This is a genomic window from Pantoea sp. USMM079, from assembly GCF_037153115.1.
Classification (GTDB): domain Bacteria; phylum Pseudomonadota; class Gammaproteobacteria; order Enterobacterales; family Enterobacteriaceae; genus Pantoea; species Pantoea communis.
In genome coordinates, this window is record NZ_JBBCKX010000001.1 from 936,156 (window position 1) to 957,108 (window position 20,953).

The window sequence follows — 20,953 nt, forward strand, 5'->3', positions numbered from 1 at the left end:
TTTATGAAACTTTAGCGAGTGCGACATGATTGACCTGAAACTCCCCCTGACCGACATCCACCGCCACCTTGATGGCAACATCCGCGCACAAACCATTCTTGATTTAGGTCGCCAGTTTAATCTCGCGCTGCCAGCCAACTCGCTCGACGATCTGCGTCCGCATGTGCAAGTGACGGCCAATGAACCCGACCTGGTGAGCTTCCTGCAGAAGCTGGATTGGGGCGTAAAAGTGTTGGGCGATTTGGATGCCTGCCGCCGCATTGCGCTGGAAAACGTGGAAGATGCCGCTCGCGCAGGGATTCATTATGCAGAACTGCGTTTCTCACCGGGATACATGGCGATGACGCATAACCTGCCGATTGCCGGTGTAGTGGAAGCCGTGATTGATGGCGTGCGCGCTGGCGTAAAACAGTATGGCGTGGATGTGAACCTGATCGGCATTATGAGCCGTACCTTTGGTGATGAAGCCTGCCTGCGCGAACTGGAAGGTTTGCTGGCACACCGCGATGGCATTACCGCCGTCGATCTGGCTGGTGATGAGCTCGGCTTCCCGGGCAGTGAGTTCCTCAGTCACTTCAATCGCGCGCGTGATGCTGGTTTCCGTATTACCGTGCACGCCGGTGAAGCTGCTGGCCCGGAAAGCATCTGGCAGGCGATTCGCGAACTCGGCGCGGAGCGTATTGGCCATGGCGTGAAAGCGATTGAAGACCGCGCGCTGATGGATTTCCTGGCAGAGCAGCGCATTGGTATCGAATCCTGCATGACCTCGAACATTCAGACCAGCACGGTAGCTTCACTGGCCACTCATCCGCTGAAAGCCTTCCTGCAACACGGCATTCTCGCCACCATCAACACCGATGATCCGGCAGTTCAGGGTATTGAGCTGGCGCATGAGTATGAGCACGCTGCGCCGCAGGCAGGACTCACTGCCGAAGAGATGCGCCAGGCGCAGGAAAATGGTGTGACGATTGCCTTCCTCAGCGATGCAGAGAAAGCTGCACTGCGTCAGCGCGTGGCGGGATAACGCGCCTTAAAGTAAAAAAGTGCGCAGCGATGCGCACCTTTTTAATCAAGCCGCACCAGGGTGAACTGAGCTTTTGATGGCATAGGTTCCCGCAGGGTGCGCTTTCATTTTATCACTTCAGCGACATCGTCTGGCGCTTCTCAGCGGACTGTAAACCGAGTTCGATCAACTCCATCACCTGAATCGCCTCTTCAGCCTGTACCGGGTTTTCACCGGTGCCCGCAATCGCATCACGAATCGCCGCGTAGTATGCCGGATAGTTACCCGGCAGCGTCAGCAGCTCTTTCTCCACCATCACATCGCCTTCTGCCAACGTCAGAGTGCCGTTGCGCATGTCATAGCCCCAGTCTTCCTGCGGTGGACGTTCGCCGGCTTTCAAACGGTCTTCCTGCGGATCCAGGCCGTATTTGACATAGCTGCCCCGTGTGCCGTGCACCACGAAGCGCGCCGATTCTGCCGCCACCAGCATGCTGGCGTGCAGCACCACACGACGGGTAGGATAGGTCAGCACTGCGTGGAAATAATCGGTGGTTTGCGCACCCGGACGCAGTTCAGCCATATCCACATTGATCGCCACCGGCGGACCAAATAACTGCAACGCCTGATCCAGCACATGCGGCCCCAAATCGAACCAGATACCGCTGCCCGGGCCTTTCATCTCACGCCAGCGCTGACGAACTTCGGGACGGAAGCGATCGAAATGCGATTCGAGATAACGTACATCACCTAAGGCGCCATCAGCCAGCAAGGTTTTCAGCGTCAGGAAGTCACTGTCCCAACGACGATTGTGGAAAACGGAGAGCAGCAGCCCTTTGGCCTTAGCCAGTGCATCCAGCTCACGCGCTTGTGACAGTGTCACGGTAAACGGTTTATCCACCACCACATGTTTACCGGCATTCAGCGCCGCTTTGGCTAACGGGAAGTGAGTATCATTTGGCGTCGGTATCACAATCAGTTGCAGTGTCGGGTCATCCAGCAGGGCTTGTGGATCAGAGACCACCTGCACCGAGGGCCAATCTGCATGCACCTTGCTGGCATCGCTGCTGGAGACGGCTGCCAGTTCAACGCCTGGCGTACCGACGATCAAAGGAGCATGAAAGGTTTTGCTGGCAAAACCGTAGCCAATCAGGCCGACACGTAATTTATCGCTCATTCTCATTCCTCTTGTTCGTTACCAGACTGATTTAAGACGAATCAGCCAGTAACAACAAGGCGGAATCACCTGAAAACTCAGGAGATAGCACTCCGTGCCGGTTGCCAGCTTTCCTGCGCCACCAGGGCATCGTGCGCATCCTGACTGCGACGGCGGAAATCACTGGGGCTGACGCCGACCCGTTTGCGGAACACGCGAGAGAAATAGAGCTGATCATCATAACCCACTTCGCGCCCGACCGAGGCAATGGGCTCCTGCGTGGTTTGCAGCAACAGTTTAGCGCGGATCACCCGCTGATCTTCGCGCCAGCGCAGCAAATTGATCCCCATCTGTTCGCGAAACAGATGCGCCAGTCGTGACGGGGAAAGACACACATGGCGCGCCACTTCCTCGATTTTCACCTCGCTTGCCAGATGGTTGGTGACGTATTGGCAGGCTTCAATCACGCGCGGATCGCGAATTTGCTGATGACTGCGCGGATCCTCCTCCACCGCACGCAGCAGCAGGCGCTCCAACAGATTCATCGCCAGTTCCTCGGCAAAGCGACGGCCTGAATTGTGGGTTTGCTCAATGCTGGCAAACAGACGATCAAACTCGGCACGTTGCGCTTCCGGCAAGCGTAACCGCCCCACGCCCTGGCTCTCATCCTGCCACTGCAACCAGTCCGTCCAGTAAGCCCGTGGACGGAAATAGACCCAGCGGTGGAACCAGCATGGGCTGTCTGGTGAACGGCCATAGTAGTGCGGGGTTTTAGGCTGGAACAGCAGCAAGTCACCGGGTTCGCAGTCAAATGCCGATTCGCCATCAAAAATGCGGCCCTGACCCTTGATGGTCAGATTAAGGATGTAACCCTTCATGCCGAGCGGTCGGTCGATAAAGAAGTCCAGCTGATCGTTGGCATTGATCGGCGTTAAGCCCGCCACCAGCCAGGCATTAAACGGATAGCCGGGTAGCAGTGGGTTCTGCTGCTCACTGGGGGGTTCACGATGGTACATAGTGCCCTCACGGTAACCTGTAAATGCGCAGTGCCGCGCGCCAGAAGGACGACCATTTGGCCGCCCTGCCTCATCTTTTACGGCTGGAATCAGGCCGCTTTGTTTTTCTGTTTGTAGCGGTCAAAAATCACCGCCGCTAACAGTATCAAACCGCGCACCACATACTGTGAGAACGGCGAGATATTCAATAAATTCATCGCATTCTCAACCGTACCCAGAATCAGCACGCCCGCCACCACATACGAAATCTTACCGATGCCGCCTTTCAACGAAACGCCGCCCAGCACACAGGCTGAAATCACGATCAATTCATAACCGAGTGAAGTCATCGGCTGACCACTGGTCATGCGCGAGGCCAGAATAATGCCCGCCGCCGCCGAAACCAGTCCCGAAAGAATGAAGATGATGATGCGGGTACGCACCACCGGCACCCCGGCCAGACGTGCCGCTTCTTCATTACCGCCAATCGCCAGCGTGTTGCGGCCAAAGGTGGTTTTATTCAGCACGAAACCAAACACAATCATGGTGGCGATGGTCAGCCAGATTGGCGCTGGCAAGCCGAGCCAATTGGCATAACCGAGGGTGAAAAAGCGTTCATCCTCGATGCCGACCGCTTTACCGTCAGAGAAAATATAGGCCAGACCACGCACAATCTGCATCGTCGCCAGCGTGGTGATCAGCGCATTGATCTTCAGCCGGGCAATCACGAAGCCGTTGATGAATCCGGTGACCATGCCGAGTATCAAACCGGCCGCAACGCCCAGCCACAGACTCTCCGTCATGTTGATCACCACGGCGGTTACCACACCGGCACAGGCGATGACCGAGGCGACGGAAAGGTCAAAATCGCCTGACGCGAGGCAGAACAACATGCCGCAGGCCACCATGCCGGACATCGACATGGCAAGCCCCAGCCCTTTCATATTGATGAACGTGCCAAAGTTGGGTACGAAGATGGCGCAAACGATAAACAGCAGCGCGAAGACCACCAGCATGCCGAAGTTATCCCAGATACGCCCCAGCTGCAGGCCGTTACGCTGCACCGGTGGCGTGTTGGAAGTGGTAGATGAAGCCATTGTTGCTCTCCTTTACATCAGGCCACGGCGGCCGCTTGAGGGGTTTTCGGCATCGCCAGGCTCAGCGTCAGCTGCTCCGTGGCCGCGTCGTGTGGCAGTTCTCCGGCAATTTCTCCTTCACGCATCACCACGATGCGGTCAGCCAGGCCCATCACTTCGGGCAAATCGCTGGAGGCAAACAGCACCGCGATCCCTTTATTTGCCAGTTGGTATATCAGGTTATAAATCTCATGCTTGGCACCCACATCAATGCCGCGCGTTGGCTCATCCAGCAGAATCACGTTCATCTCTTCGGACAACCAGCGACCCAGAATGGCCTTCTGCTGATTGCCCCCTGACAGGTTCATGATCAGCTGCTGCGGTCCTGGCGTTTTGATATTCAGTGAGCGGATGTGAAGATCGGCGTTTTTCGCCTCCCAGCCGGGTTTAATCAGACAACCCGCCGTGAGGTTATGGCGGCGCGCGCTGATATTGATGTTGTCGCGCACCGAATGCACCGGAATAATCCCTTCGGATTTACGATCCTCCGGGCACAGCATGATGCCCGCGCGGATCGCATCGATCGGCTGACGGATGTTGAGCTTTTTGCCATCCAGCGACACGCTGCCGCCGCGCAGTTTGGTGGCCCCAAACAGCCCTTTCATCAATTCGCTGCGCCCCGCACCTACCAGACCAAACAGGCCGACGATTTCACCGGCTCGCACCGTGAGCGAAATCGGCATACGCACGCCCTTGGCTTCGACCTGGTCAAGCTGCAAACGCACTTTGCCCAAGGCGCGCGGCGCATAGCCGTAGATATCGCCAAGGTTACGACCGACCATCGCCTGCACCAGGTCGTCATGATGCGTATTCGGCATATCAGTGAAAGTGCGCACATAGCGACCATCTTTGAACACGGTGATGGCATCGCTCAGGGCAAAGATCTCCTCCATACGGTGCGACACATACAGCACCGTACGGCCCTGATCGCGCAGCTGACGAATGACGCGGAACAGATGCTCGATTTCACGCGCTGAAAGTGAGCTGGTCGGCTCGTCAAAGGCGATGATGCGCGCATTACGCGCAAGCGCTTTGGCGATCTCCACCATCTGCCACTGGCCGAGCGACAGATATTTCAGCGGCATATCAGGATCGATATCCATGCCGAGATTTTTCAGCTGCAAATCCGCTTCGTAGCGCAGCAGTTTGCGATTCACCAACCCACGTTTGTGCGGCAACTGGCCGAGATAGATGTTCTCCGCCACGCTCATCTCCGGCACCAGATGCAGTTCCTGATAGATGATCGCCACGCCCGCATCCAGCGCATCTACGGTGTTGTTGAAGCTTTTCACTTCACCTTTGATGCGAATTTCTCCTTCAGTCGGCTGATAACTGCCGCTGAGAATCTTTAGTAGCGTGGACTTTCCCGCGCCGTTTTCGCCCATCAGCGCATGCACTTCCCCGGCGCGGCACTGGAATGAGATATCCTGCAGCGCCTTCACGCCCGGAAAGGTTTTACTGATGCCATGAAAGGACAGAAAGGCTTGATCAGTTTCCATGGAAACTCCTCTTCGCCTCCATCCTTCGCGCCGTTGCCGCGTTGTCTTCGCGCTTTGCCCCAGCCATTAATGAAACTGGAGCAAACGCGATGGCCAACCTGCTGCAACACCCGGGATGGAGGCTGCGTTTATCAATCAGGCGACTTACATCAGCCCTTTCTTCGCCAACTCAGTTTTGAAGTTGTCGCGGGTAATCAGCACCACATCGGTGACTTCGGTGAACTTCGCGGGCTCTTCGCCTTTGGTCACCCAGTTGTAAAGCATCTGGCTGCTCTTATAACCGTGCACATCCGGGCTTGGCAGCAGCGAACCGTAGAAGCCGGTTGGTGCACCTTTAGACAGCTCGCTCACCGCATCCACGCCGTTGATGCCAATGCCAATCACGTCGGGCGCTTTAAAGCCCTGGCCTTCGGTCGCGCGCACGCCACCCAGCACGGTGTTGTCATTCATGCCGACAATCAGCCAGTGTTTTACTTCTGGATGCTGCACCAGCAGCGAGTTACCGGCATCAAATGCCCCCGGAATATCGTTGGATTTGGTCGGCACCTGATAGATTTGCTTCTCCGGGAATCCAGCCGCTTTCAGCGCTTCCATCGAACCGCCGGTGCGACGACGCGCAGTGTCCAGCTCATTGGCGGTAATCGCCATGACGCCGGTCTCTTTCGCATCCCAGCCGCGTTTCTGCATCTCTTTGTAGAGTTCCTGGCCCTGGCGCTCACCGATCTTGGTTGCGGCCATCATCACCAGCGGCACGGTGTCCATTGGCTTGCCTTTGGCGGTAACAAACTGGTCATCAACCGCAATCACTTTCAGGCCATAGCTACGCGCTTTCGCCACGATGGCTGAACCCAGCTTCGGGTCCGGGGTGCAAATCACGAAGCCTTTGGCCCCGCTTGCTGCCAGGCTATCAATGGCATTCAGGGTTTTCTCGCCGTCAGGCACGGCAATTTTGATCACGTCAAAGCCGAGATCTTTGCCAGCCTTATCAGCGAACTTCCATTCGGTCTGGAACCAGGGTTCCTCCGGTTGTTTGACGAGGAAACCGAGTTTCATGGTCTCGGCGATAGCGGATTGTGACATAACCGCGGCGAGACCTACCGCCGCCAGCGCTTTAGTGAATTTATGCATGATGCTCTCCGGCACAATGATGCTTTATCGCTGTTAATAACGAATCGGTGTAAACGCTACCAATTGGATTTCACGTTTGGGTACAGCGCAAAATCAGCGCGTTAGCTCAAAGGTTGTACAAAGGCTGTGCAAACGCTGGGCTAGTTGTAGCGGTAATGGCGAAGAAAAATGTAGAGCGGTATCACATCCCAAAACGATGACCAATTCCTCCATATATTCAGCGAAATTAACCAGTCATTAACTTTTGCTGCCGATCACAGAACGGTTCCGATGACAGAAAAGTGCATATTCTCAGCCAGCGATGACTAACCGCTTATGCACCCGCATTCCAGGATAGAGCCAGATAACTCACACAGGAGAATCCCAATGGGTGCTGGCGCCATAACAATTGGGCTGGATTTTGGCAGTGACTCGGTGCGTGCCCTCGCCGTGGACTGCCACAGTGGTAAAGAACTGGAAAAGGCGGTGGTGAACTATCCGCGCTGGGCGAAGGGTGAATTCTGTGACGCGCACGCCAACCGTTTTCGTCATCATCCACAAGACTACATTGATGCGCTGGAGCAGGCGGTCGTCGCGGTGGTGCAAGCGTTAACTCCCGAACAGCGCGCTGCCGTGGTTGGGATAGGTGTGGATTCAACGGGTTCAACGCCTGCTCCGATTGACCGTGATGGCAACGTTTTAGCGTTGCGCCCGGAATTCGCCGCCAATCCCAACGCCATGTTTGTACTGTGGAAAGATCACACCGCAATTGAAGAAGCGGAAGAGATTAATCAGCTGTGCCGCAACGGTCATTTCATCGATTACACCCGCTATATCGGCGGCGTGTATTCGTCGGAGTGGTTCTGGGCCAAGATTCTGCACGTGTCACGCGAGGATGCAGCGGTGCGTGATGCGGCAGTGTCTTGGGTGGAACTCTGCGATTGGGTACCGGCACTGTTGAGCGGTCGCACTGCCCCGACGCAGCTGCGGCGCGGACGCTGCGCCGCCGGGCATAAATCGCTGTGGCATCCTGAATGGCAGGGTTTACCGCCCGCAGATTTTTTCCGTGCACTCGATCCGATGTTGGTTGAGCAGCTGGATTCTCCATTGTTTACCGACACCTTCACTGCTGATGTACCGGTGGGCACGCTTTCCAGCGAATGGGCGCAGCGTTTGGGATTGTCTGAGCAGGTGATTTTGTCCGGTGGCGCCTTCGACTGTCATATGGGCGCGGTCGGTGCGGGCGCGCAGCCTTATACGCTGGTGAAAGTGATTGGCACCTCAACCTGCGACATTTTAATTGCCGATAGCGAGAAAGTCGGCGATCGCGCCATTAAAGGCATTTGCGGCCAGGTCGATGGCAGCGTGGTACCGGGCGCCATCGGCTGCGAAGCGGGTCAATCGGCGTTTGGTGATATCTACGCCTGGTTTAGCCGCTTGCTGGGCTGGCCGCTGCAGCAGGCCGTGACGCGCCATCCTGAGTTGCAGCCGCAACTCGCCGAGATGCAGCAGGATTTAATCCGTTCCCTTACCGAAGCCTGGGCTGCCGATCCCCAGCTTGATCATCTGCCCGTGGTACTCGATTGGTTCAACGGGCGTCGCACACCGGATGCCAATCAGCGCCTGAAAGGCGTGATCACCGATTTGAATCTTGGCACCGACGCGCCTGCGTTGTTTGGTGGTCTGGTGGCCGCCACGGCATTTGGTGCCCGCGCCATTATGGAGTGTTTCGAGCAACAGCAGATCCCGGTAGAGAGCATTCTGACGCTCGGCGGCATCGCGCGTAAGTCCCCTGCCATTATGCAAGCCTGTTGCGATGTGATGAACCGTCCGCTGGATATCGTGGCTTCTGACGAGTGCTGTGCGCTGGGCGCTGCCATTTTTGCCGCCGTCGCCGCGAACGTGTATGCCGATGTGCCTGCCGCACAGCAGGTGATGGCAAGTCCGATCGCTGTGACCTTGCAACCCAACAGTTTGCGCGTGGCGGGCTATCAACAACTTTATCAACGCTATCAAAACTGGTGCCAGGCCGCTGAACCTCAGTATGCCGCCCGCGCCACATCCGCTAAGTAAAGGAGCGAGAAATGGAACAGAACGTTTGGTTTGTGATTGGGACTCAGCATCTCTACGGAGCGGAAACCTTGCGTCAGGTTGAACATCACGCGCGCCAGGTGATGGATGGATTGAATCAGGCAGGCACACTTCCGGTACCGCTGGTGTTGAAGCCTCTGGTGAAATCACCGGATGAAGCGCTGGCGCTGTGCCGCGAGGCCAATCACGACAATAGTTGTGTCGGCATCATTACCTGGTTACACACCTTCTCACCGGCCAAGATGTGGATTGGCGGACTGAGTATCCTGAATAAGCCGCTGCTGCAATTCCATACTCAGTTCAACGCAGAAATTCCGTGGGACAGTATGGATATGGACTTTATGAATCTGAACCAGACCGCACACGGCGGCCGTGAGTTTGGCTTTATCGGCGCGCGCATGGGCTTACAGCACAGCGTGGTGACCGGCCACTGGCAGGACAAGACCAGCCAGCAACGCATCGGCCGCTGGATCAATGCGGCACTTGCGAAGCAGGCCAGCCAGCAGCTGAAAGTGGCGCGCTTTGGCGACAATATGCGCGAAGTGGCGGTGACCGAAGGCGATAAGGTGGCGGCACAGATTCAGTTTGGTTATTCGGTCAACGGTTGGGGCGTCGGCGATCTCGTTGAGGTGGTGAACAGCGTCAGCGATGGCGATGTGCATGCGCTGATCGATGAATACGAGAGCCAGTATTTGTTCAGCGAGGCTGCCGCCGTGAATGGCGAGAAGCGTCAGAACGTGCTGGATGCGGCGCGCATTGAACTCGGTTTGAAGCGTTTCCTCGATGATGAGGGCTGCAAAGCCTTTACCACTAATTTCCAGACTCTGCACGGCATGACGCAGTTGCCAGGCTTGGCCGTTCAACGTTTGATGGGCCAGGGTTATGGTTTTGCCGGTGAAGGTGACTGGAAGACCGCTGCGCTGCTGCATATTTTGAAGGTGCAAGCCGGGAATCGTGCGGGCGGTACTTCATTTATGGAGGATTACACCTATCACTTTTCCCCGGGCAACGATTTGGTGCTGGGTTCACATATGCTGGAAGTGTGCCCTTCGATTGCTAAAGAGGCGAAGCCGTTAATTGACGTGCAGTTCCTCGGCATAGGTGGCAAAGCGGATCCGGCGCGCATGATTTTCTCCACGCCGGCTGGTCGCGCGGTGAATGCCAGTGTGATTGATATGGGCGATCGTTTCCGTTTGCTGGTGAATGTGGTGGATGCGATTGAGCAGCCGAAACCGCTGCCGAAATTGCCGGTCGCGCGTGCCTTGTGGCGTGCCCAGCCCTCACTGGCTACCGCTTCCGAGGCATGGATTCTTGCCGGCGGCGCACACCATACGGTGTTTAGTCAGGCACTGGATTTGGATGATATGTATCTGTACGGCGAGCTGAACGGCATCGAGGTGCTGGTAATCGATGAGGATACGCGTTTGCCGGCGTTTAAAGATGCATTGCGCTGGAATGAGGCGTATTACCGGTTAGCGCGCTGATCGTGTTATGACCTGTTGAAGCCGCGTTGAGTCGCGGCTTTTTTGTGGCTAAAACCTGCGATCCAGGCAGCATAAGTAGGCGTAGTCGTTAAAAGTGTGCGTTCTAGTCAACGAAGGTGAGTGCTGTGACTAAAAACGTGCGCTCCAGTCAACAAAGGTGGGCGTTGTGACTAAAAACGTGCGGTCCAGTCGACAAAGGTGGGCGTTACGTAAAGTCGGCGTGAATTCATCCCTGTAGCCTCGGACGCCGCATCCCTGCGGCGTACGCTTTACTCCACTGCCCACCTTTGTCTCCTTTATGCGGGTTCGTTGCGGTTTTTTTGGAGCTGAATTTGAATCGAATTTTCAGGTTTGCACTAGCTACAGCAATGACAGTTCTACCCACCTTTGTTTCTTTTATGCAGAATTATTGAGTTTTTTGGGAGCCGCATTTGAATCGAGCATTCAGATTAGCACTGACTACAGCGATGCCCCACTCAATTGCCCCATAAAGGCCAGCCCGAAGAGCAAAGCGTTCGCGCCAGGGATGGCGCGGTCGATCTGCATGGATGCGGGGTTCCTTTGCGATCGGGCTGACCTTTATGGGGCTTCGCACCGAACCATCAGCAACTCCACCTAACTTGCCAAGATGGGCGCTGTGACTAAAAACGTGCGGTCCAGTCGACAAAGGTGGGCGTTACGTAAAGTCGGCGTGAATACATCCCTGTAGCCTCGGACGCCGCATCCCTGCGGCGTACGCTTTACTCCACTGCCCACCTTTGTCTCCTTTATGCAGGTTCGTTGCGGTTTTTTTGGCGCTGAATTTGAATCGAATTTTCAGATTTGCATTGACTACAGCAATGACAGTCTCAATTGCACCATAAAGGCCAGCCCGAAGAGCAAAGCGTTCGCGCCAGGGATGGCGCGGTCGATCTGCATGGATGCGGGGTTCCTTTGCGATCGGGCTGGCCTTTATGGGGCTATGCACAAAACTTTCAGCAACCCTACCTAACATTCAAAATATAAGCACCAACCCCTGCAACCCCACCCAACATCCACAATTCTGAGCACCAAGCCTCCAACATCCTCGAATTGGCGACCCAAAACAAAAAAGGTGCGCCAATTTGCGCACCTCTTAAACATCCCACTCACGACTACGAAGTTAAACGCTTAACCGGCGCATTCTTCTGACGATCCCACATCACGGTCAGCAGGCGCTGCAGGGCAATAAATGCGAATAACAGGATACCGATGGCGATCTTTGTCCACCACGAACTCAACGTACCGTCGAAGTTAATCCATGTTTGAATCAGCCCCTGGATCAATACACCAAACAACGTGCCGAGCACCGTGCCGACACCACCGGACAGCAAGGTGCCGCCGATCACCACAGAGGCAATCGCGTCCAGTTCCACGCCCAAACCTGCCAGGGCGTATCCTGCTGAGGTATAGATCGAGAACACAATCCCCGCCAGTGTCGCCAGGGTGGTGGAAAGCATATAAATCTTGATGGTGGTGGCGCGCGTCGAAACGCCCATCAACTGCGCTGATGTCAGATTGCCGCCAATCGCATACACCTGATTACCAAAACGCGTGCGATGCGCGAGGATGATCCCGCCAATCACCACCACCAGCATAATCACTGCCAGCAAACTAAGGCGCCCGCCGCCGGGGATCTTCCACGCCAGGCTAGACAGTGTGGAATACAGCGGATGATCAATGGGAATCGAATTCTCCGACACCAGATAGCTACAGCCGCGCAGGAAAAACATCCCCGCCAGGGTAATGATAAAGGCCGGGATCTTCAGCGCATCGATAAGCCAGCCCATCATGGCGCCAAACAGTGCTCCCATCGCCAGCACAATCGCGAAGGCAAGAATCGGATCGACGTGATAATCACCGATAATTTTCGCCAAAAATACACCGCTAAAGGCGATAACGGCCCCCACTGACAGATCGATACCGCCTGACAAAATCACAAACGTCATGCCCACGGCGATAATGCCGAGAAACGCGTTATCGGTCAGGATATTGCAGATCACGCGAGTCGAGGCAAAACCGGGAAACTGACTCAGGCAGAACAGATAACCGGCGACAAACACCAGCAGCGTAATCATTAATGGCAGATGGCGTTTAATCATTTTGGACGTCTCCCTTTCAGCATGGCGATAAAGCGCGGTGATTGCAGCAACAGCACACACATCACCACCACCGCTTTCACCACCTGATTCAGCTCCGGCGGGAAGCCAGACAGCAAAATACCGGTGTTCATCGACTGAATAATCAGCGCGCCAACCAGCGACAACACCAGATTAAAACGCCCGCCCATCAACGATGCACCGCCAATCACCACGGCGAGAATGGCATCCAACTCCAGCCATAGACCGGCATTGTTGGCATCGGCACCCCGAATGTCTGCGGCCACGATCAGGCCCGCGACAGCCGCACACACACCGCTGATGGCATAGGTGGACATCACCACTAACCATCCATTAACACCGGCATTGCGGGCAGCACGCAGGTTAATCCCCACCGCTTCGATAAACAGCCCCAACGCAGTTTTGCGTGTCAGCAGCCACACCAAAAGCGCCACCAGCAATGTTATCCACACCGGAACCGGCAGCATCCACAGCGAGCCGCTGCCAAACCAGCCGAGGCTGTCGCTGTTAAAGGTCACAATCTGACCCTGGGTAATCAGCTGAGCGATACCGCGCCCGGCCACCATCAAAATCAACGTGGCCACAAACGGCTGAATCTTCAGGAGGGCGACCAGCACGCCATTCCACAAGCCACAGGCCAGACCGGTGCCGAGTGTGGCGAGAATAATAAAACTCAGGCTGTGCCCCGCAACGGTTAACGTGGCCGCTGTCGCGCCCGCAATCGCCATCACCGCGCCGACCGACAAATCAATCCCGCCGGTGGCAATCACCAGCGTCATACCGACCGCCAGTAAGGCGACGGGTGCAGCGCGGTTGAGGATATCAATCGGGCTGCCGAACAGGCGGCCGTCCTGAATATGCACGGCAAAAAAATTGTTGGCGACCAGGCTATCCACCAACAGCACCAGAATCAGCGCGACGATTTGCGGCATGCCCGGCGGTAACTTCGGCTTACGCCGTTCAGGTTTTGGATGTGTCATAGGGGATTCAAGCATGTTGTGCTCCTCCATCGGCGATGGCATTGACGATCGACGCCACCGACAGCTGCTCCAGCGGGATTTCAGCCACCTGCTTCAAATCACGCATGATCAACACGCGGTCGGCATAGCCTACCAGCTCTTCGAGTTCAGAGGAGATAACCAGTAACGCCAGTCCATCGGCGCACAGGGTTTCAATCAAACGAATGATCTCGGCATGTGCACCGACGTCAATGCCGCGCGTCGGTTCGTCGAGGATTAAGAATTGCGGTTTAGTCACCAGCCAGCGTGACAGCAGCACTTTTTGCTGATTACCGCCGGAAAGTAATTCAACCGGCTGATCGGCATGTGGCGTGCGAATCCCCAGGCTTTTGATAAAGCGATCAGCGATGGCCTGCTGCTCACGGCGTTTGATCGGTCGCAGCCAGCCGCGTTGGGCCTGTAGCGCCAGAATAATATTCTCGCGCACCGATGCAGCGCCGATAATACCGTCGGTTTTACGATCTTCCGGGCAGAACCCCATGCCCAGATGGGAGGCTTTGGCCGGTGTCCGGATGTGCTGCACTTTGCCTTTGATGGTGGCAGTGCCCCGATCCGCACGACGGATACCAAACAGCACTTCGGCGGTTTCCGTGCGCCCCGATCCCAACAAGCCGGCTAAGCCCACCACTTCTCCCGGGCGCACTTCCAGGTCGAAAGGCTCAATGGTGCCCTTCTTGCCGTAGTCTTTGAATGACACCACCGGTTGGTTGCTTTTCAGCGTGCTGCCCTGACGCTGCAGGGCAGTTTCCAGTAACTCGCGCCCCAGCATCAGTTTGATCAATTCGATTTGCGGCAGCGATGCCGTATCACGCGTGGCTATAAACTGGCCATTGCGCAAAACGGTAATACGATCGGTGATGCGATATACCTGGTCGAGAAAATGAGTGACAAAAATCAGGCTCATCCCTTTGGCTTTCAGTTGCGCCATCAGGGTGAATAGCATTTCCACTTCGCTGGCATCGAGGCTGGCGGTGGGTTCATCGAGGATTAACACCTGTGCGGAGAGATCCACGGCGCGGCAAATCGCAATGATTTGCTGCATCGCCACCGAGTAATGGCCCAGGGGACGCGTCACGTCGAGCGCAAAACCGTAGTTGCGCATCAGCGCATCGGCATCGCGCACCATACGCTTGCGGTCAATCATGCCAAAGCGGCGCGGCTCGCGGCCGATGTAGAGATTGTCTGCCACCGACATATTCGGCAGGAGATTCACCTCCTGATAAACCGTGCCGATGCCCATTTGCTGTGCATCGGCGGTATTGTGCGGTGAAATGGCAGTGCCATTCAGGGTGATGGTGCCTGCATCACGGGTGTACACGCCGGTCAGCACTTTAATCAGCGTGGATTTCCCGGCGCCGTTTTCGCCCAGCAGCGCCATGATCTCGCCTTTGCGAATGCTGAACGACACATTATCCAGCGCTTTCACGCCGGGGAAACCTTTGCTGATACCGTTGAGAGTCAGGAGTGCGAATGCATCTGCGGTGCTCATCAGGTTCTACCTCGCCTTACGTCATGAAAAACCGCCCCGAAGGGCGGTTGCGGGGATCAGTAACCCATGCCTTTTTTGGTGTCGAGCTGTGCCTGCGCAGAGTCTGGCAGATACAGTTTCGATTCGGTTTTGATGATTTTTGGTGGCATCGTGCCGTCTTTTTTAAATTTCTCCAGCGCATCGAATGCCGGACCCGCCATGTTTGGCGTCAGCTCGACGTTGGCATTGGCCTCACCCGCCAGCATCGCTTTATAGATATCCGGTACGCCGTCGATAGAACCGGTCAAAATATCTTTGCCTGGCTTCAGACCCGCTTCTTTAATGGCCTGAATGGCGCCGATCGCCATATCATCGTTGTGCGCATACACCATGCAGATGTTCTTGCCGTTGTTTTCCGCTTTGATAAAGCTCTCCATCACCTCTTTACCTTTACTACGGGTAAAGTCGCCGGACTGCGAGCGGATCACTTTGATGTTGTTGTGGCCCGCGATGGCTTCGGCGAAGCCTTTTTTGCGGTCGATGGCTACGCTGGCACCCACGGTGCCTTGTAACTCAACCACATTACACTTCTTATCGCCGACCGTTTTCACCAGCCAGTCACCGATCAACTTGCCTTCCAGCACGTTGTCTGCGGTCACCACCGCCATGTACAGCGACTTATCTTTCACCACGATGGCGCGGTCTAACAGGAACACCGGGATTTTGGCGTCTTTGGCTTCTTCCAGCACCGGTTCCCAACCGGTTTGTACTACCGGGGCGATGAAGATGGCGTCAACGCCCTGCGCGATAAACGAGCGCACCGCTTTGATTTGGTTTTCCTGCTTCTGCTGACCATCGGCGATTTTCAACGTGATACCACGCTTTTGCGCTTCGCTTTTCGCCACGTTGGTTTCTGCTGAACGCCAGCCAGACTCCGAGCCAACCTGTGAGAAGCCCACCGTCATGTCAGCGGCAAGTACCGAAGCACTGAGTGCTGAACTGACCATGGCGGTTAAGAGTAAACGTTTCCACATAATTTCATTCCTCTGAAGGGAGTGTGCTGTAGGGGTACAAAACGCAGATTAAGCCTGGCGCAAAAGCGAGAAAACAAGCGCGACATGCCTCACAAAATAGAATGAATTAAAGGAGTTACGAAATTATCCATGTAAGAAGTCATACCAGCCATATGGACAATTTGCCTGATATTTATTTCAGTGGCGGTTAAATAAATGTAATAAACAGAATCGGTTAGGATGGTGGCTACTGGAAGCGATTACAGACGCTGCGTAAAGAATGGTTATCGACTGCGGGCACAAGCAATGATCAGTTTTGTGATTATTCGCACACTACATGATTTACAGTTTCAAAGCGTGTAGATGCCATTGCTTAACTGTTCGACATAAATCGGCCTAATAAACGTCTTATATGAATGAAAGTCAGTGCACTAAGCCTGATAAAAAATGACAACTTTCATTTGCGTTAAGGGTGTGAGCTTTTTTCACATTATGCCGTCTGTCAGGGTTGAATTTGTCTTAATCCCGTCTGGAAATGCGCGTTTAAAACGGCAAAATGAAGAAAAAATGTCTTTTGATGAGCGAATTAGCTCACGTTGTCTGATTTTTGAATTTTTTTAACGCTGGCGTATGGACTCTGTCAGTGTGCTCCCTATACTTGGGCACTTCCGAGCACTTTATTTTTAAATGGCAATCATGACTGCGCTAGATTACCTGCTGAAATTCCGCAAAGTGAATAATCTCGATAGTCTGGAAAAACTCTACGACCATCTTAATTATTCGCTGACCGATGACAATGACATCATCAATATGTATCGCGCTGCCGATCATCGTCGTGCTGAACTTGTTTCCGGCGGCCGCCTTTATGATATGGGCCGCGTGCCGAAATCAGTCTGGCGCTACGTAATGTAATGGGTTTTCCCCGCCTTTTTCTGCACTATTGCGTTGTCCATGTCGGGCGTGCCCCGTTTGGACATACAACGCCTTCTTAATTTCGCTACAGGATCCGCAAGATGACCGAATCGGTAAACCCGCCGCGTATTGCTGGCTGGCTGTTGTTGCCGCTAGCCTGGTTGATTATGACGATGCTGACCAGTGCGCTGGTGGTGGCCATGTATCTGAGCCCGTTGTTTGATGCAGAATTGCGTACCACGTTGTTCACTCATGCCAGCCAATTGTTCACGCAATGGGCGATTTCCCTGCTCACCGCAGGCGTGGTTTGGGTCTACAGTATCTGGGTTTGCTGGATGTTCTGTAAACGTTCGCGCCGTCTACCGCGTCATTACATCCTGTGGTTGCTGATGACGGTGTTACTGGCGTTGAAAACGTTCGCGTTCACCCCGGTGGCGGATAACAAAGCCATTCAAACGCTGTTGTTGTCACTGCTGGCGGCGGCGGTCTTTGTGCCCTACTTCAAACGTTCTCAACGTGTAAAAGAGACGTTTATCCAGCCATAACGGCGCGAGTTTCGTCAGGAATTTAATTCTGCGTGCTCTCAACATCCACAGATTTTGTGTAGAGGTTGAGATGCACCTCTCAATTCCGGATAATAGACGCCTTTCGGCTTCCCAGGTTAAAAAATGACCGATTACTTACTTCTCTTTATTGGCACCGTGCTGGTGAACAACTTCGTGTTAGTGAAGTTTCTCGGCCTATGTCCCTTTATGGGCGTGTCAAAAAAATTGGAAACGGCCATTGGCATGGGACTCGCCACCACTTTCGTGATCACCCTGGCGTCAATCTGCGCCTGGCTGGTGAACCATCTGATTCTGGTGCCGCTCGATCTGGTGTACCTGCGAACCCTGGCGTATATCCTGGTGATCGCCGTGGTGGTGCAATTCACCGAAATGGTGGTGCGCAAAACCAGTCCGTCACTCTATCGACTGCTGGGCATTTTTCTGCCGCTGATTACCACTAACTGTGCTGTGCTGGGTGTCCCTTTGCTGAGCGTCAATCTCAACCATACCTTTATGCAGGCTGCGGTCTATGGCTTCAGTGCCTCGCTTGGCTTCTCCCTGGTGATGGTGCTGTTCGCTGGTATGCGTGAACGTCTGGTATTGGCCAACGTCCCTGCGCCGTTTAAGGGCAACTCCATTGCATTAGTCACCGCAGGTTTGATGGCGCTGGCCTTTATGGGCTTTACCGGGTTGGTGAAATTCTAATGACCGCGATTTGGATTGCTATTGTGGCTATTGCTGCGCTGGGCCTGGTTTTTGGCGCCCTGCTCGGTTACGCCTCGCGTCGATTCGAGGTAGAAGAAGATCCGATCGTTGAACAGATCGACAGTATTCTGCCGCAAAGTCAATGCGGCCAATGTGGTTATCCCGGCTGCCGCCCGTACGCTGATGCCGTGGGTAATAACGGCGAAGCCATTAATAAATGCGCCCCCGGTGGCGAGCAAACCATGCTCAAGCTGGCCGCGCTGCTCAACGTTGAACCGCAACCGCTGGATGGCGGTGAGGAAGTGCAGGAACCGATCCGCACCGTGGCCTGGATTGATGAAGCCAACTGCATCGGCTGCACTAAATGTATTCAGGCTTGCCCGGTAGATGCGATTGTCGGTGCGACCCGTGCCATGCATACCGTGCTGAGCGATGTCTGTACCGGCTGTGATTTGTGTGTTGCTCCCTGCCCGACCGACTGTATTGAAATGCGTCCGGTTGCTACGACCACGGCCAACTGGAAATGGGATCTCGAAACCATTCCTGTACGGGTGATCCCGGTAGAAACTCATGCTTAATTTGTTAAAACTGTTCCGCAAAGAGAAGCTGTGGGATTTTCAGGGCGGCATTCATCCGCCGGAAATGAAAACACAGTCTAACGGCACGCCGTTAAGCCAGTTACCGCTGCCTGAACAATTCATCATTCCGTTAAAACAGCATATCGGCCATGAAGGCGAGATTTGCGTCTCACCGGGCGATCACGTCTTGCGTGGTCAGCCGCTGACGTTTGGCAGCGGACGCATGCTGCCGGTGCACGCACCGACCTCCGGCACCATCGAAGCGATTGCGCCACATATGACCGCGCACCCTTCGGGTCTTTCCGAACTGTGCATTTTCCTTCGCGCCGATGGTGAAGATCGCTGGACCACGCTCGATCCGCAACCTGACTTCCGTTCGCTTACTCGTGAAGATGTCGTCAAGCGCATCCATGAGGCAGGCGTCGCCGGTTTGGGGGGGGCAGGCTTCCCGACCGCCACCAAGCTACGTGGCGGATTGCGCGGCGTCAAAACCCTGATTATCAATGCCGCAGAGTGCGAACCTTACATCACCGCCGATGATCGTCTGATGCAGGACTGCGCGGCTGAAGTGCTGGAAGGTTGTCGTATCCTCGCCTGGGTATTGCAGGCTGAGCGTGTGCTGATTGGCATCGAAGATAACAAACCCGAAGCGATTGCAGCGCTGAAGCAGGCTTTGGGTGGTGACCGCGAGTTGCAACTGCGTGTCATCCCCACCAAATACCCTTCTGGCGGTGCTAAACAACTGACCCAGATTCTTACTGGCGTTGAAGTGCCGCACGGCGGTCGTTCGACCGATATTGGCGTGCTGATGCAAAACGTCGGTACGGCCTGGGCGGTAAAACGCGCCATTATCGATGGCGAGCCAATTACCGAACGCGTCGTTACCCTGACCGGCGAAGCCATTGCGCAGCCGCGTAACGTTTGGGGACGCCTGGGTACGCCAGTTAGCCATCTGTTACATCATGTGGGTTTCGCACCGGGTTCGCGTCAGATGGTGATCATGGGCGGCCCGCTAATGGGTTTTACGCTGCCGTCACTGAATGTGCCGCTGGTTAAAATCTCCAACTGCATTCTGGCACCTTCTGCCAGTGAAATGGGCAATAACGAAGAAGAACAGTCTTGTATTCGTTGCAGTGCCTGTGCGGATGCCTGCCCGGCGAAACTGCTGCCTCAGCAGCTGTTCTGGTACAGCCAGGGCGGCGATCATGAGAAGGCGCGCGCTCACAATATCGATGACTGCATTGAGTGCGGTGCCTGTGCGTACGTCTGCCCAAGTAATATTCCGCTGGTGCAATATTATCGCCAGGAGAAGGCAGAGCTGCGCGCTATCGATCTCGAAGCGAAGCGCACCGCTGAAGCTAAAGCGCGCTTTGAAGCGCGTCAGGCGCGTTTAGAGCGGGAAAAACTGGCGCGTGAAGCGCGTCATGAAGAAGCTAAACAGCGTGTGGCACGTAGCGATCAGGGTGAACGTGACGCGGCGATTGCTCGCGTGAAGGCGCGTGCCGCCAAAACACCGGAACAGGAAACCGCCGAGCGCGAGGCGCGCCATGCGCAGGCGTTAGCTCAACAGGCGGAAAAACAGTCTGAAACGCAGGCGCTGAGCAAGCAGTCGGGGGATCCGCGTAAAGCGGCGGTTGAAGCGGCCATTGCGCGAGCTAAGGCGAAGAAAGCTGCGGCTGCGGCTGGGGAACAAGTTTCTGAGCCTGCTAAAGCAGCCCCGGACGCTGAAGTTGATCCGCGTAAAGCGGCAGTTGAAGCCGCCATTGCGCGCGCTAAGGCGAAGAAAGCTGCGGCTGCGGCTGGTGAACAAGCGTCTGAACCTGCTGATACAGCACCGACCGCTGAGGTTGATCCTCGCAAAGCCGCAGTTGAAGCCGCCATTGCACGTGCTAAAGCGAAGAAAGCCGCTGCGGCTGGTGAGCAAGCATCTGAACCTGCTGATGCAACTCCTGCTAAAGCAGCCCCGGCCGCTCAAGTTGATCCTCGCAAAGCCGCTGTTGAAGCCGCCATTGCACGTGCTAAAGCGAAGAAAGCCGCTGCGGCTGGTGAGCAAGCATCTGAACCTGCTGATGCAACTCCTGCTAAAGCAGCCCCGGCCGCTCAAGTT

At 55.2% G+C, this 20,953-nt stretch carries 17 protein-coding genes; 8 read left to right on the forward strand and 9 right to left on the reverse strand.

Going from position 1 to position 20,953, the window contains the following annotated elements:
• Positions 1–25: 25 nt before the first annotated feature.
• A complete protein-coding gene (gene add, locus WFP70_RS04410) occupies positions 26–1,024 on the forward strand; it encodes an adenosine deaminase (protein ID WP_034827380.1) in 999 nt (332 codons plus the stop codon).
• 112 nt (positions 1,025–1,136) lie between these two features.
• Here add and WFP70_RS04415 read toward each other — a convergent pair whose 3' ends face one another.
• The 5 genes from WFP70_RS04415 to WFP70_RS04435 form a co-directional block, all read right to left on the reverse strand.
• Positions 1,137–2,177 (reverse strand): oxidoreductase, encoded by a 1,041-nt coding sequence (locus tag WFP70_RS04415; RefSeq protein WP_337022713.1) that lies wholly within the window; start codon positions 2,175–2,177, stop codon positions 1,137–1,139.
• A 77-nt stretch (positions 2,178–2,254) separates the two neighbouring features.
• Entirely contained in the window at positions 2,255–3,172 is a 918-nt protein-coding gene (araC, locus tag WFP70_RS04420; RefSeq protein ID WP_034827384.1) for an arabinose operon transcriptional regulator AraC, read from the reverse strand.
• Between the two features lie 89 nt (positions 3,173–3,261).
• On the reverse strand, positions 3,262–4,248 hold the full coding sequence (gene araH, locus WFP70_RS04425; RefSeq protein WP_097117234.1) for an L-arabinose ABC transporter permease AraH: 987 nt from the start codon (positions 4,246–4,248) through the stop codon (positions 3,262–3,264).
• Between the two features lie 17 nt (positions 4,249–4,265).
• Positions 4,266–5,786 (reverse strand): L-arabinose ABC transporter ATP-binding protein AraG, encoded by a 1,521-nt coding sequence (gene araG, locus WFP70_RS04430; protein ID WP_097117235.1) that lies wholly within the window; start codon positions 5,784–5,786, stop codon positions 4,266–4,268.
• Positions 5,787–5,930: 144 nt separating this feature from the next.
• The gene (locus WFP70_RS04435) at positions 5,931–6,914 is read right to left on the reverse strand and encodes an arabinose ABC transporter substrate-binding protein (protein ID WP_038647214.1); all 984 of its coding nucleotides are present in this window, start codon (positions 6,912–6,914) and stop codon (positions 5,931–5,933) included.
• Between the two features lie 366 nt (positions 6,915–7,280).
• On the opposite strand from WFP70_RS04435, the gene WFP70_RS04440 reads away from it, so the two are divergent.
• Together WFP70_RS04440 and araA are read left to right on the forward strand one after the other, a co-directional pair.
• Complete coding sequence (locus WFP70_RS04440) at positions 7,281–8,966, forward strand: ribulokinase (protein ID WP_337022714.1); 1,686 nt, start codon at positions 7,281–7,283, stop codon at positions 8,964–8,966.
• Positions 8,967–8,977: 11 nt separating this feature from the next.
• Positions 8,978–10,468, forward strand: a complete 1,491-nt coding sequence (gene araA, locus WFP70_RS04445) for an L-arabinose isomerase (RefSeq protein WP_337022715.1) — start codon at positions 8,978–8,980, stop codon at positions 10,466–10,468.
• 1,133 nt (positions 10,469–11,601) lie between these two features.
• On the opposite strand, the gene yjfF is transcribed toward araA, so the two are convergent.
• Genes yjfF through ytfQ form a run of 4 tightly spaced genes read right to left on the reverse strand, consistent with a single transcriptional unit; the run spans position 11,602 to position 16,127 of the window.
• Complete coding sequence (gene yjfF / locus WFP70_RS04450) at positions 11,602–12,588, reverse strand: galactofuranose ABC transporter, permease protein YjfF (RefSeq protein WP_038647220.1); 987 nt, start codon at positions 12,586–12,588, stop codon at positions 11,602–11,604.
• Positions 12,585–13,601, reverse strand: coding sequence for a galactofuranose ABC transporter, ATP-binding protein YtfT (ytfT, locus tag WFP70_RS04455; protein ID WP_058962433.1), 1,017 nt, complete (start codon positions 13,599–13,601; stop codon positions 12,585–12,587). Before ytfT ends, yjfF begins: the two co-directional genes overlap by 4 nt.
• On the reverse strand, positions 13,594–15,114 hold the full coding sequence (gene ytfR / locus WFP70_RS04460; RefSeq protein ID WP_337022716.1) for a galactofuranose ABC transporter, ATP-binding protein YtfR: 1,521 nt from the start codon (positions 15,112–15,114) through the stop codon (positions 13,594–13,596). The genes ytfT and ytfR overlap by 8 nt, the downstream gene beginning before the upstream one ends.
• A 56-nt stretch (positions 15,115–15,170) precedes the next feature.
• Entirely contained in the window at positions 15,171–16,127 is a 957-nt protein-coding gene (gene ytfQ, locus WFP70_RS04465) for a galactofuranose ABC transporter, galactofuranose-binding protein YtfQ (protein ID WP_160867209.1), read from the reverse strand.
• A gap of 675 nt (positions 16,128–16,802) precedes the next feature.
• Here ytfQ and ydgT point away from each other — a divergent pair.
• From ydgT to rsxC, 5 genes are all read left to right on the forward strand, one after another.
• Positions 16,803–17,018, forward strand: coding sequence for a transcription modulator YdgT (gene ydgT, locus WFP70_RS04470; RefSeq protein ID WP_034827409.1), 216 nt, complete (start codon positions 16,803–16,805; stop codon positions 17,016–17,018).
• Between the two features lie 101 nt (positions 17,019–17,119).
• On the forward strand, positions 17,120–17,563 hold the full coding sequence (locus WFP70_RS04475) for a DUF2569 domain-containing protein (RefSeq protein WP_337022717.1): 444 nt from the start codon (positions 17,120–17,122) through the stop codon (positions 17,561–17,563).
• A 123-nt stretch (positions 17,564–17,686) separates the two neighbouring features.
• Positions 17,687–18,268 carry an electron transport complex subunit RsxA gene (rsxA, locus tag WFP70_RS04480; RefSeq protein WP_034827413.1) on the forward strand — a complete coding sequence of 194 codons (582 nt, stop codon included), beginning with the start codon at positions 17,687–17,689 and terminating at the stop codon, positions 18,266–18,268.
• Positions 18,268–18,846: an electron transport complex subunit RsxB gene (gene rsxB / locus WFP70_RS04485; RefSeq protein ID WP_034827415.1), complete on the forward strand. Its 579-nt coding sequence runs from the start codon at positions 18,268–18,270 to the stop codon at positions 18,844–18,846. Before rsxA ends, rsxB begins: the two co-directional genes overlap by 1 nt.
• A partial coding sequence (gene rsxC / locus WFP70_RS04490) for an electron transport complex subunit RsxC (protein WP_337022718.1) occupies positions 18,839–20,953 on the forward strand: 2,115 nt, incomplete at its 3' end. The genes rsxB and rsxC, both read left to right, overlap by 8 nt.